Genomic DNA, 12,345 nt, shown 5'->3' with positions numbered 1-12,345 from the left:
AACCAACCGTCTCATGGGACAACACCAACAAAGCGACGTTTCTGCTGTGCGCCTTGGCCCTGGAGAACGCGATCAAGGCCTTCTTGGTATACGAGCATCCCACGTGGATTTCTGACGGATACCTCCACCCAGAGATATGCTCCCACAAGCTGGTTTCGCTGATCGAGCTTTCGTCGCTGATCCCCTATGCCAAGCGTGATCGGGCTGTTCTCGCGGCGTTTGAGGAAGGGAACGAAAGCTGGATGCGCTACCCCTGTGGCCGCAGGGCAAACGACGTGGAGCCCGAGAAGGCGATGCCCGAGAAACTTTGGACGGGGTACACGCGCGTCATGAGCGGCTACGGGAACAAGCTCATGCGCCTACTCGGTGCAGGTTGGGTTGGCCCGCACGGTAGCGGAGGGGGTCGTTGGGACATGGTGGGCGAATGGCTTGGCGGGGGCACGCCGCTCCCGCGGGGCTACCAGCCGCCGGCGCTCGGCCGCGAACCTATAGACCCAATGCGATGGCCTCCTCGTAGGTAAGCGAGCCGTTGCCTACCCGCTCGTGAAGGTCCGCATAGTGCCGACGAACGAAGTCGGGGTTGCGTCGGATGATGGCCGTGCTGTGAGCGGGGAAGACGCCGTTGCGACGCATCCACCGGCCGTCGAAGCAGTAGGCCGGGTCCGGGCAGAACTGGAAGCAACCTTCGTCGCCGAGTTCATCTGTGTGGCCGGGCGTGATGCACTGGAGGCCACCGTCCGGCATTCGCATGACGGAGTGCGAGAGATAGACGTGCCGCGTGATCGTCCAGCCGAAGACCTGCTCCCCAACGCCAGCTGCCGCGGCGGCTATGCAATTGCGGTGGCACTCGCCCACCCTGAACCCTTCTTGCTCCAGCCGGGCGCTGTCTCCGGCCTTCACCCTCGCAGGCGTCAGGGCATCGATTTCCATGCGTAGGGCGTCTTCTTCAGGGCTCGGGGGCCGCAGGTAGTAGACGAACTTTTCGAAGAAGCGGTCGGCGTCGGTCATCGCAGACGCGCTTCAACTGGCCGATTATCGACAATCCATTTGTTCACCGCGACGGCGAACTCGGTTGTCCGGTCTTCGAGGGCTTTGAAGGATGATGGCCAGGAGGTGACCTGCTGGAACCCATACACCTCATCCTTGCTGGAGAAGAACGGCGCGCGCAGGAAGCTGGCACCTTCGCCTGAGTCGGTCCCACTTCCCCACACGCCGCAGTGCGCGAGGACGTTCCGCTTCTTGTAGAGCGTCCCGACCTTGTTCTTCAGCGTCTTCCATTCGCCCAGGAGCGCGGGGTCGCTCACTTCGCGCTGTACCATGTCGTCGATCATCCCGAGCCGAGCCGGCAGATTGGTAATCGAGTTGAAAATGTTCCCGACGAGCCACAGGTTCTGATGCGTCCCGGCCTTCATGCCGCCGCCGATGCAGCAGATCAGGATGCGAGAGAACACGTCGCACAGCGCGTTCTCGACCCCCGACCAGGCGGTCATGCCCCGGCCGATAGCCTCGTAGAACTCTTCCCAGGTAACGTCGGCACCTTCGCTCATAGCTCCCCCTCGAGCAAAGGGTAGCAGAAGATGCGCGCACCTTGCGTATTCCACCCGACTGCGAGCGATGAGCACCTGCCGCAATCGCTCGGCGCGCTGTGCCTACGAAAATGGCCACGAAGGTCCGCTCTACGCACCGAACCCAATGTCCGGTGATGGCGCAATGCCGACGCCGCACTCGTCGGTGGACGCCCCCGTCCCTGCGCCGTGTCACGAGTGACCAAGGACGCTCCGGTCGCCAAGCCACCCCAAACTGGAAGGCGGCCCTCACAACCGCGGCCCGCTGACGGACTACGGCTTCAGCAGCTCCCACGCCTGAACATCCAGAGCTCGCGCGAGACGCTCAAGAATGTCGATCGTAGCCGCGTAGACGCCTCGCTCGAGCGCGCTGACATAGGTGCGATCAATGTCTGCGCGATAGGCGAGCTCTTCCTGCGACAGGCCCTGACGTCGCCGGAGCGCGCGAAGATTCGCGGCGAGGATGTCGCGGACGCCCATCCCCAGGATACGGCGTCGTCTCGGAGGATTCCTCCACGGAGTATCCTCGACATCGCGCTAGGAAGAGGCGCTAGCCGCCAGACCGAAGCAGATCCGACGGATCGACTCCCAGTGCTCGCGCGACCTTCTCGATCACATCCACCGATACGGCCGCCTTCGAGGTTTCCAGCCTGCTGATCCAAGTCCGATCAACCTCGGCATCATGGGCGAGCGCCTCCTGCGAGAGGCCGCGCGCCTTGCGCGTCCTCAACACGTTCCTCGCGAGGGTTCGCCGGAGCTCCATCGCCAGTAGACGATGGGATTGTTGAGTATTCCTCCACGGAGTATCCTCTACAATCCGCCGACGATATGGAGCGGCCCCGCCCGGCAGGCGTCCAAGCGGCGCTGCCGATGTTTGAGATTGTTTCTTGGCGAAGCTCGATCCGGCCCGCGAACGCGAGGCGACGCCCCCGTCCCTCCCCCCCGACGTCGCCGGGCTCTACCGCGCCTACGGCGCCTGGCTCACCGCCTTCCTCGCCCGCCGCTTCGGCCGCGAGATCGCCGAGGACCTCGCCCAGGAGACCTTCCTGCGCCTGGCCCAGCGCCCCCTCGACTGGCGCAGCCCCAAGGCGCTCCTGGCCCGCATCGCCCTCAACGCCGGCCAGGACCACCTGCGCCGCGAGCAGGCCCAGAAGCGCCCCCGCCTGGTCGCCAGCGACGAGGCCCCCGAAGCGGTCACCCTGCCCGACCAGCACGAAGCGCTGCTTCACCGCGAGGTGGTCTCCAAGCTCCCCCGCAACCTGCGCGACGTATATGTCTTGAGCCGCTTCGGCGGCCTGACCTATGCTGAGATCGCCACGCACCTCGGAATCTCGGTCAAGACCGTCGAGAAGCGGATGACCCAGGCGCTCAAGCTGTGCATGGCGCGGTACCGCGGCTAGGCGACGACGGATGAGCGATCCACGACCCAGGCCCACGCGCGCGCAGGAAGAGGCCGCCGCGTGGCTGGCCCGCCTCGGCCACCAGTCGATCAGCACCCGGACCGTCCGCGAGTTCCGCGACTGGCGCGACGACCCGGCCAACGACGCCGCCTACGCCGAGGCCGAGGCCTTCTGGGAGGCCTCGGGCGACCACGCCGCCGACCCGGGCATCCTGAAGATGACCGAACAGGCCCTGGACCGCGGCCGCCGCCGCCCCTGGCGCATCCTCCCCGGCGGCCCGCGGCTCGCCGGCGCCCTGGTCCTGGCCTCGCTCGCCGCCGTCGGCGGCGTCTACCTCCTGCTCGGCCGGATCGCTCCCACCTACGGCACGGCGCACATCGAGCAGAAGGTCGTGCGCCTCGAGGACGGCAGCCGCGTCCACCTCAACGTCGACAGCCAGGTCCGGGTGGCCTTCCGCCCGCACGAGCGCCGCCTCGTCCTGACCCGCGGCGAGGCCTTCTTCGACGTCGCCCACGACGCCGCCCGCCCCTTCGTGGTCGAGGCCGGCCCGGTCCGCGTCCGCGCGCTCGGCACCCGCTTCGACGTCCGCCGCCAGGACGGCGGCGTCCAGGTCACCCTGCTGCAGGGCGCCGTGCGGGTCGCGCCCGGCCCCGGCGAGGGCCCGGCCGTGGTCCTGCGCCCCAACCAGGCCGCCCGGCTCGCGCGCGGCGGCCCGGTCAGCACCGCCGCCGTCGACGCCGCCCGCGCCACCAGCTGGACGACGGGGCGGCTGGTGTTCCGCGACACCCCGCTGGCGGCGGCGGTCGCCGAGGTCAACCGCTACAGCGCCCGCAAGGTCGAGCTCGCCGGCCCCGGCCTGGCCGCCCGCCCGGTCAGCGGCTTCTTCGACGTGGGCGACGCCGAATCCTTCGCCCGCGGCGTCGCCGACTTCCACGACCTCAGCCTCACCCGCACCGCCGACGGCGACTGGCGCCTCGCCGCCGCGCCGGCCCCCGCCTCCACTTCCCGTCCGGCCCTCGCCCCAAGCCAGCCCCCGACTCCCACGCCGGCGACGCCCCGCCCCACGCCCGGACCGGCGTCCGGCCCGCCGGCATGACAGATTTTTTTCAACCCCCCGTAGGGCGCCGCGGCCCCGTTTGCGTCTGCAGCGCCTGACGGATCGCGACGTCGGAACGCCCGGTCGAAGGGACCGGCTCGGCCGCGACCCGCGGGGGAAGCGTTCATGCGACGGATGGGTCCGGGTCTGAGTCTGCGTCACGTACTGATGGGGTCCCTGGCGGGCGGCGTCCTCGCCGCGGCCGCCCCGGCCCTGGCGGCCGGCGAGAAGGCGATCGACATCCCCGCCGGGGCGCTGGAGCAGTCGCTGGCGGCCCTCTCCGCCCAGACCGGCGACCAGCTGATCTACCCCCTCGAGCTGGTGGAAGGCCGCCCGGCCCCCGCGCTCGCCGGCCGCTACACCACCGAACAGGCCCTGCGCCGGCTCATCGGCGCCGGGGCCATCGAGGCGCGCCGCACCGCGCCCCGCGTCGTCGTCCTCAAGCCGCGCAAGTCCGGCGGGGGCGCGGCGGCGCCGCTCGCCCATTCGGGGCCGGCCGGGCTCCCCACGCCCGAACGCCCTTTCGGCGATGACGGCGCCGCCGCTGCCCCGCCGCCGGCGCCCGCCGCCGCGGATCCGGTCGCGGCGCCGGCCCGCCGGGCGCCGAAGACCGTCGAGGGCGTCGAGGTCACCGGCAGCCACATCCGCGGCGGCAGCCCCGCCGCGCCGCTCATCGCGATCGACCGGGCGCAACTCGAGGCGACGGGCCACGCCAATGTCGCCGCCGCGCTCCAGGCGCTGCCGCAGACCTTCGGCGGCGAGGCGGCCGAAGGCACGGTCACCACCCGCGCCGACCGTCTCGGCACCAACTCGAGCTATGCGACCAGCGTCAACCTGCGCGGCCTGGGCGCCGACGCGACCCTGGTGCTGATCAACGGGCGGCGTCTGGCGGGCTCCGGCAACAAGGGCGACTTCGCGGACCTCTCGAACATCCCGATCATGGCCGTCGAGCGCATCGAGGTGCTGCTGGACGGGGCCTCGGCCCTCTATGGCGCGGACGCCGTCGGCGGGGTGGTCAACGTCATCCTTCGCCGCCGCTTCGAAGGCGGCGAGGTCCGGGTCCGCGGCGGCGTCGGCGCCGGCGGGACGCCGATCGAGAGCGGCGTCGGGGCCGTGATCGGCCACATCTGGGAGAGCGGCAGCGTGATGCTGGCGTTCGAGGCGTCGCGGCGCGAGGCCCTGGCGGCGGCCGACCGGAAGTTCACGCGCTCGGCGGACCTGCGCCCGCTGGGCGGATCGGACCAGCGCGACACCTTCAGCTTTCCGGGCAACATCCTGCGCCTGGACCCGGCGACCGGCCTCACCGCGCCCTACTGGGCGATCCCGGCGGGCCAGCCCGGGACGGGCCTGACGCCCGCGGACTTCCAGGCGAACACGGTCAACCGCTACAGCCAGACCACCGGCGTCGACCTGTTGCCTGACCAACGCCGCCAGAGCGCGTACCTGGCCTGGCGGCAGACGCTCTCACCGCGGATCGAGCTCTCCGGCGACCTCCGATACGGCTTCCGCATCGCGAAGCTGCAAGGCTCGGGGACGATCTCGACCCTGACGGTCGGACCCAGCAATCCGTTCTTCGTCTCGCCGAGCGGCGTCTCGAGCCACCAGATCCAGTACGCGTTCAGCGCCGAGGGCGGCAACCTGCGGACCCGGGCGAGCGCGGAGGCGCTGACCGCGTCGCTGGGGGCCGACGCGGACCTCGGACGCGGCTGGCGCCTGCAGAGCTATGCGGCCTTCGCCCAGGAGATCGTCGAGAGCCGGCAGGAAGGCGCCGCCCACCTGCTGATCCTCAACGAAGCCCTGGGCAATACGCCGGACAATCCGGCGACCGCGTACAACCCTCAGCGGGACGGCTATTTCAACCCGTTCAGCGGCGAGCCCGGCGCCAACAGCCCCGCCGTGCTGGCGGCGATCCTCTCCGGAGCCCAGCACGCCCGCAACCGCAGCCGCGTGTATACGGCGAACGCCCAGGCCGACGGGGACCTCTTCGACGGGCCCGGCGGACAGGTGAAGATGGCGCTCGGCGCCCAGGCGCGACGCGAGGTCTTCTCGCGGGTGAGTTCGAGCTACGTGAGCCAGCCCGGATTCGTCGCCGGGAAACCGGCGGGCGGGCGCCGGGACGTCCTGTCCGCCTATGGCGAGCTCCGGGCGCCGCTCGTCGATCCGGAGCGTGGCCGCCCGGGCCTGCGGTCCCTCGAACTCTCCGCCGCTCTTCGCGGCGAACGCTACAGCGACTTCGGCTACACCCTGAACCCCCGGTTCGGCGTCCTCTGGTCGCCCATCGGCGGTCTCGTGGTGCGCGGAACCTACGGGGAGTCCTTCCGCGCGCCGGCGCTGACCGAACTCGCCGACCAGCCGACCATCGCATCGATCGTCCTGAACCAGGGCTCGGCGCGCGTTCGGGTGCTGGCGTTGCAGGGCGGCAATCCCGACCTCGACCCCGAGACGGCGAAGTCGTGGACCTTCGGCTTCGAGGCCCACCCCGCCGCCCTGCCCGGCGCGCGCCTGTCCGTGAACTGGTTCCGGACCGAGTTCGACGGCCGCATCGACCGGCCCTTGACGTCGAGCCGTACGACCGCGCTGACCGATCCGCGCCTGCAGGTGTTCGTGCGGCGGGTCTCGCCGGCCACCGATCCGCAGGACCTGGCGCTGGTGAACGCCCTGCTCGCCGACCCGACCTCGAACGTGGCGCCGGGAACCTTCCCGCCCAGCGACGTGGGGGCGATCATCGACCAGCGCTGGGTGAACACCGCCGGCCTGCGGGTCAGCGGCCTGGACGTCCAGGCCAGCGTCCGCTTCGGCCTGGCGGGCGGCGCGATGACGCTCGGCGCGAACGCCTCCCGGCTCCTGGACTACAAGGAGGCGATCACGCCCACCGACAGCTTCGCCGAGCTCCTGGGCCGGGTGGGGTATCCCGCGAAGTTCCGCGCGCGGCTGACCATGGACTGGACCCGCGACGGCCTCGGGCTCGGCGCGGCGCTCAACCGCCTCGGCGCCTTCCACGATCCCGTGGCCGGGCGAGTCGGGACGCAGACCACGGTCGACGCGAACGCCCGCCTGACCTTCGGGCGGGGCACGGCGATCGGGCCGGTGACCGCGACCCTGAACGTCCGCAACCTCTTCAACAGCGACCCGCCGCTCTACGACAACCCCTTCGGCTACGGCTACGACGCCGCCAGCGCCGACCCGATCGGCCGGTTCATCTCCCTGCAGCTCACCCGGAGCTGGTGATGCCGCCCCGTTCGCCGCGCCTGGGCGCGCGGGCGGCGGGCGTCCTCGTCGGGGTCCTGGCCCTGGCGGGAAGCCTCGCCGAGGCGCGCGGGCTGCAGCCGGCCGACTTCCTGCGGCAGGAGGGGTTCGGCCGCATCGACGTGACGCCGGACGGCCGCTGGGCCCTGGTCGAGCGGCGCGGGCCGCGCGCCTCGGCCTCGCGCTTCGACTACGATCGCTTCACGCCGATCCTGCGCACCCGCCTGCAGGTCGCCGACCTGGCGCGGCCGGGACCGCTGCGGGATCTGGTCCCCGCCGAGCCGGGGGTGGGCTACGCCCTGGGGCCCGCCGCGCCCGACGGGACGCGGGTCGCGGTCATGCGGCTCAAGGCGGACGTCTGGGAGCTGGGCGTCGCGACCCCTGGCCAGGGCGTGCGATGGCTGGGGATCACGCCCGACATCGTCGAGCGCGGCCGCTCCGTCGCCTGGCTGTCGCCCACCACCCTGGCGGTTCTCGCGCCCCCGGCCGGCCTGGGGCCGCACGCCCTGCGGGCCGTCCGCGCGCAGGCGGGACTGGCCGCCCTGCACGCCGCGGCGGCCCGGGGCGAAGCGGCGGTCACGGTGCTGGGCAGCGGGGCCTATCTGGGCGCGTCCCGGGACGATCCGCCGTCGACCCTGCTGGCCGTGGATTCGGTCACGGGCGCGCGAAGGCCGCTCGCGACCGGCGAATTCACCGACCTGGAGGCCTCCCCCGACGGGCGGCGGATCGCCCTGCTGGAGGCCGGCGCGCCGATCGTCACGCGATCCGGACGTCCCGTTCATGGCGTCCAGGGCACGGAACTGCGACGCGCCCGGCTTCGGCTGGTGGACGTCGCCCAGGCGCGTGTGACGGCGCCGTGCCCGGGCTGGGACATGCTCGGCCAGCTCCTGCGCTGGTCACCCGACGGCCGCAGCCTCCTGGTCTACGCCCGCGCGGACGACACAGCCTGGACGAAGGGCGCCCTGCGCCGGGTCGAGGCGGCGACGGGCGCATGTCCCGCCGTGACGGCGCGCGGATTCCAGCCGCTCGCGGAGGGCCGGCCGATGACCGTCCGCGCCGGCTGGCTCGGCGACGAGGTCGTGGCCTATGGCCGGATCGCCGGCGCCCCGGCCTGGCGGCGCCTCGCGCACGGCGAGGCCGAGCCGCTCGCGCCCGGGACGCCGCCGCTCCCGCGCGACGGCCTGCTGTCCGACGGAGCCCAGGTGATGGCCCTGGCCGGGGGACGCTTCTGGCGCATCCGCGCGGACCGGGCGGAGCCGATCGGGCCGGCCGGGCTCGGCGAGGCCGACCGCCTGACGGCCGGCTTCACGCCCCGTTTCGCCCGCGGGGTCGCGTCCCTCGACGCCTTGATCGCCCGCGGCCGGGCCGCGGACGGCGGCGACACCGCCGTGGCGCTCCGCCGCGACGGCTCGATCGGCGTTTGGCGCCTGCCCGGACGGGCGCGGGTCGCGGGGGTCTCGAACGCCCGCCATGGCCTGGTCGCGCGGCAGGTGCTGGGCGGCGGCCGGCAGCGGCTGCTCTGGCTCCCGCGCCGAGGGGCGCCGGTGACGCTGGCCGACCTGAACCCCGGGATGGAGCCGATCGAGCCGCCCCGGGTCGTCGCCGTCCGCCATGCCGGGCCCCGCGGCGAACCCTTGACCAGCTGGGTGCTCCTGCCCGCGGCCGACCCGGCGTCGCCGCCGCCGCCGCTCGTCGTCTGGCCTTATCCGGGAAGCGTCTTCCCGAAGCTTCCCGACAGTGTGGACGTGCCCGCGGGCGGCGAGGTCGAGGAACCCGCGATGCTGGTCGGACATGGCTACGCCGTCCTGATCCCGAGCCTGCCGACCCTCGCCGGCCGGGGTCCGGCCGAGGGCCTCGCGGCCAGGCTGCTTGGGATCGTCGACGCGGCCGCCGCCACGCCGGCGTTGCGCGGCGCCTTCGACGCCCGCCGGGTCGGCCTCTGGGGCGCCAGCTTCGGCGGCTACGCCGTTCTTGCGGCGGCGGAACAGACGGACCGATTCGGGGCCGGCGTCGCCCGGGCGTCCATCGCCGACCTCTTCAGCCGCCACGGGGACACCTACGCCGCGCAGCTCGTATGGCCGCGCGGCGCGGTCGGCTTCCCCTGGGCGGCGGGATGGACCGAGGATCTCCAGGGCGGGATGGGCGCGCCGCCTTGGGCGGCGCCCGGGCGGTACCTGGCCAACAGCCCCGCGCTGCAGGCCGACCGTATCCGCACGCCGCTGATGATCGTCCACGGCGACCTCGACAGCATTCCAATGGCCCAGAGCGCGGAAATGTTCGCCGCGCTGTTTCGACAGGCCAAGGACGCCGTGTTCGTGGTCTACTTCGGCGAGGGTCACGGCCTGCTGAGCCCGGGGAACCTGTCGGACTACTATCGGCGGGCCTTCGGCTTTCTCGACGAACATCTCGGATTCAGCGATCCGGCTCCCGCCGGTCCCGCGTCCGGGCCTGCCAGTGACGGACCCAGGACTCGATGAGCGCGGCGCGGATGAGGCGGACCCCGGCGTTGTCGCGGATGAGGCGATCCGGCTGCAGGGCGGCGTCGACCGCGTCCCGGTCGAGCAGCCCGGCGCGGACCAGCGCGCCGTCGAGGAGATGGGGGCGCATGACGTCGAGGCTCGCCGCCATGCCGCGGGTGTAGGCGGAGGTCAGGGCGCCCTTCGAACGGCGCTGGACCACCACCTCCGGCACTAGGTCCCCGAACAGCTGTCGGGCCAGCCCGCGCTCGCCGCCGCCCGCCGCGAGCTGCGCCGCCGGCGTGGGGAGCCAGGCCTCGAGGACGGGTTGCGCCAGGAGCGGCCGGACGAGGGGTCCGACGCCGCCGCGCGCACAGCGGCGGGTCGCGCCTTGGCTGGTGGTCAGATACTGCAGCTGCAGCTGCTTGGCGGGATGCAGCCCGTCGAGGTCGCGCAACCACGGATGGGGCGCCAGCGGCGTGCTCTCCCGCGCCGTCGGCCCCCAGAAGCGCGCCGTGCGCGGCGGCGCGCCGACCGGCGCCTGCGCCGCCTGGCGGGCTCCGGCCATCACGCTCCAGACCGAGCGGCGCAGGCGTCGGGCGAGGCCGACGACGTCTGGATCGAGCGCGGCGGCGAGTCCGCGCGAGGCGACGACATCGCCGACGATCGTCGGCGACGGCATCTGAAAGAAGACCGCGTCGCCGCCATGACCGCCGAACAGGGCCCGCGCGCCGGCCTCCCGAAGCACGGCGGCGGTGTGCCGATCCCGGGCGAAGTCGACGGACGCGAACGCCGGTCCGGCGCTGCCCGCGAACGCCGCCAGGTCGTGGGCCGTGATGAGGTCCGTGAAGCTTCGCCGGGTGACCAGCGGCGCGTCCAGCCGCGCGCAGACCGCTTCGGCGTACGCGCGTTCGTCGCCTTCGCGCTGCGGCGCATGAAAGTTCAGGCCGGCCCGGACCCGGCCGCGGTGGCCGGTGGCCACGAGGGCGCCGGCGACGATGGCCGAGTCCAGTCCTCCGGAGACTTCCGCGATCAGCGCGTCATGGACGCCCGCCAGGTCCGAGACGGTGTCCAGCACGACTTGTCGAAGGGCGGCGGGCGACGCCGCCAGCTTCGGGTCCGCGTACCGCGCGGGCCGCCAGATCGGCTGCGCGGTGTCCGCTCCGGCTCCGGCGGTCTGCAGGTCGCCCGGAGCAACCACATGCACGCCGCCAAGGGGCGACAGGTGAGATGTCGCCAGCGGACGGCAGATGATCTCGGTGATCACGCGCCAGTCCAGATCGAGGTCGGCTGGCAACAGACCGCACGGCGATGCGGTCAGGTCGTCCGCCACGACGGCGACGCCGTCGCGACGCCAGGTTATGGCGTCCAGCGCCCCGCTCGGGTCTCGGAAGACCGACCAGACCTGCATCGCGGAATCCGGCAGGAGCGCGACGTAGCCGCCCCAGGCGTCGGCGGAGAGGCGCCGTGCGACGCCTTCGGTCGAGGACGGCCCGGCGTCGTCCGCTCCGGCCATCCACCTTCCGCCGCCTCGGCGCGGGAAGACATCGCCCAGAACGACTCCGCCGGCGATCGGTCGGATCGCCGGCCCGCCCGACCGCGGCGTCCAGACCTGAAGCCCGGGCCGGCGCACCACGGCGCGCCACGTCGCCATCCCGTCCGGCGCGGCGCCCCAGGACCCGACGAACCGGGCCGCCTCGAGATCGGCGGACGGCCAGCAGAGGGCGAGAAAGGTCTGCATTCAGGCGGTCATGATCGTCGTGTAGCGGTCAAGCCGCTCCACGGCGTCGTCCAGCGCCGTGTCGCCCACCTGCAGCCAGCAATGCGCGACGAAGGGCCAGGTCGCGACGCCGAACACCCAGTCGGCGTCGCCGCCGCTGCGCTGGAGGAACCGCAGGAAGCAGAAGCTGCGCTCCAGGCACTTGCCGGAGATCGGCACCCAGGGAGCCGCGGTGTGGAACACGGCGCAGAGGCGCGCCAGGTCCGCCGGGTCCCGCTTGCGGCCCATGCGCCCTCGCCGGGCGCGATCGAGGATGTGGGAGAAGCTGCGCCCGCGATAGTGAAGGAGGACGTCCGCATAGGCGGCCGCCAGACGCAGGATGTCCCCGAAGCCCGGTCGTAGGCCGGCCGCGCGCAGCACGTCACGGGTCGGCAGCGGTCTCGTCGCGGGATGCCCCGGGAGCCGCGACGTCGCGCGGGCCAGTCCCCGAGCGACCAGCGCCTCGCCCAACGCCGCCTGGCGCGACGGGCCCGTGGCGAATTCGGCCGCCGCGCCGGGCAGGCAGAGATAGGCGTCGGCCGTCACGTCGAGCAGGACGAGGTCGTCCTCGATCACGGCGGCGAACACGTCAGGGCGAAGGGTGACGAACATGGGGCGCGGTGCGGCGCCGGTGGCCCGGCGCCGCGTTCGGCGACTTAGTCGTAGTAGGTCGCCTCGCCTTCGTCGTTGTCGCCCTCGTCGAAGCCGTGGGTCGACGCCTTGGCGCCGCCCAAGGTGAGGAGCCGGAGGCTCCGCAGGCTGAGGAGCTTGATCATTTCGACCTCCAGGGTCTGGACCGCCGCACGATTGCGACCTCGCCACT

The 12,345-nt window shown here is 72.6% G+C and carries 10 protein-coding genes; 4 read left to right on the top strand and 6 right to left on the bottom strand.

Translation table 11 applies throughout. From position 1 onward, the window contains the following. Positions 1-486: 486 nt before the first annotated feature. From GC203_RS11945 to GC203_RS11930, 4 genes are all read right to left on the bottom strand, one after another. On the bottom strand, positions 487-1,008 hold the full coding sequence (locus GC203_RS11945) for a hypothetical protein (RefSeq protein WP_293454561.1): 522 nt from the start codon (positions 1,006-1,008) through the stop codon (positions 487-489). After that, positions 1,005-1,547, bottom strand: coding sequence for a hypothetical protein (locus GC203_RS11940; protein ID WP_293454558.1), 543 nt, complete (start codon positions 1,545-1,547; stop codon positions 1,005-1,007). The genes GC203_RS11945 and GC203_RS11940 overlap by 4 nt, the downstream gene beginning before the upstream one ends. A gap of 291 nt (positions 1,548-1,838) precedes the next feature. After that, a complete protein-coding gene (locus GC203_RS11935) occupies positions 1,839-2,045 on the bottom strand; it encodes a helix-turn-helix transcriptional regulator (RefSeq protein ID WP_293454556.1) in 207 nt (68 codons plus the stop codon). A gap of 70 nt (positions 2,046-2,115) precedes the next feature. Next, positions 2,116-2,295, bottom strand: coding sequence for a helix-turn-helix transcriptional regulator (locus GC203_RS11930; RefSeq protein WP_293454554.1), 180 nt, complete (start codon positions 2,293-2,295; stop codon positions 2,116-2,118). Between the two features lie 157 nt (positions 2,296-2,452). Between GC203_RS11930 and GC203_RS11925 the strand changes: the two genes are divergently transcribed. The 4 genes from GC203_RS11925 (at position 2,453) to GC203_RS11910 (ending at position 9,784) form a co-directional block, all read left to right on the top strand. After that, positions 2,453-2,965 (top strand): sigma-70 family RNA polymerase sigma factor, encoded by a 513-nt coding sequence (locus GC203_RS11925; RefSeq protein ID WP_293454551.1) that lies wholly within the window; start codon positions 2,453-2,455, stop codon positions 2,963-2,965. Between the two features lie 10 nt (positions 2,966-2,975). Next, positions 2,976-4,061 carry a FecR family protein gene (locus GC203_RS11920; protein WP_293454548.1) on the top strand — a complete coding sequence of 362 codons (1,086 nt, stop codon included), beginning with the start codon at positions 2,976-2,978 and terminating at the stop codon, positions 4,059-4,061. A 126-nt stretch (positions 4,062-4,187) separates the two neighbouring features. Continuing rightward, a complete protein-coding gene (locus GC203_RS11915; protein ID WP_293454545.1) occupies positions 4,188-7,289 on the top strand; it encodes a TonB-dependent receptor in 3,102 nt (1,033 codons plus the stop codon). Next, on the top strand, positions 7,289-9,784 hold the full coding sequence (locus GC203_RS11910) for a prolyl oligopeptidase family serine peptidase (protein ID WP_293454542.1): 2,496 nt from the start codon (positions 7,289-7,291) through the stop codon (positions 9,782-9,784). The genes GC203_RS11915 and GC203_RS11910 overlap by 1 nt, the downstream gene beginning before the upstream one ends. Here GC203_RS11910 and GC203_RS11905 read toward each other — a convergent pair. Both GC203_RS11905 and GC203_RS11900 read right to left on the bottom strand, forming a co-directional pair. Then, positions 9,720-11,504 carry an asparagine synthase-related protein gene (locus GC203_RS11905; protein ID WP_293454539.1) on the bottom strand — a complete coding sequence of 595 codons (1,785 nt, stop codon included), beginning with the start codon at positions 11,502-11,504 and terminating at the stop codon, positions 9,720-9,722. The genes GC203_RS11910 and GC203_RS11905 overlap by 65 nt on opposite strands. After that, positions 11,505-12,134: a lasso peptide biosynthesis B2 protein gene (locus GC203_RS11900; protein ID WP_293454537.1), complete on the bottom strand. Its 630-nt coding sequence runs from the start codon at positions 12,132-12,134 to the stop codon at positions 11,505-11,507. Positions 12,135-12,345: the final 211 nt, after the last annotated feature.

It is taken from the genome of Phenylobacterium sp., from assembly GCF_016124325.1.
Taxonomy (GTDB): Bacteria; Pseudomonadota; Alphaproteobacteria; order Caulobacterales; family Caulobacteraceae; genus Phenylobacterium.
Note: the sequence above shows the minus strand (reverse complement) of the source record. Positions and strands in the feature narration are given on the sequence as shown.

What these genes read in the sequence shown, in the direction of transcription:
- GC203_RS11940 (WP_293454558.1), bottom strand. Translation starts at nt 1,547, where the DNA reads ATGAGCGAAGGTGCCGACGTTACCTGGGAAGAGTTCTACGAGGCTATC.
- GC203_RS11905 (WP_293454539.1), bottom strand. Translation starts at nt 11,504, where the DNA reads ATGCAGACCTTTCTCGCCCTCTGCTGGCCGTCCGCCGATCTCGAGGCG.
- GC203_RS11910 (WP_293454542.1), top strand. Translation starts at nt 7,289, where the DNA reads ATGCCGCCCCGTTCGCCGCGCCTGGGCGCGCGGGCGGCGGGCGTCCTC.
- GC203_RS11935 (WP_293454556.1), bottom strand. Translation starts at nt 2,045, where the DNA reads ATGGGCGTCCGCGACATCCTCGCCGCGAATCTTCGCGCGCTCCGGCGA.
- GC203_RS11900 (WP_293454537.1), bottom strand. Translation starts at nt 12,134, where the DNA reads ATGTTCGTCACCCTTCGCCCTGACGTGTTCGCCGCCGTGATCGAGGAC.
- GC203_RS11915 (WP_293454545.1), top strand. Translation starts at nt 4,188, where the DNA reads ATGCGACGGATGGGTCCGGGTCTGAGTCTGCGTCACGTACTGATGGGG.
- GC203_RS11920 (WP_293454548.1), top strand. Translation starts at nt 2,976, where the DNA reads ATGAGCGATCCACGACCCAGGCCCACGCGCGCGCAGGAAGAGGCCGCC.
- GC203_RS11945 (WP_293454561.1), bottom strand. Translation starts at nt 1,008, where the DNA reads ATGACCGACGCCGACCGCTTCTTCGAAAAGTTCGTCTACTACCTGCGG.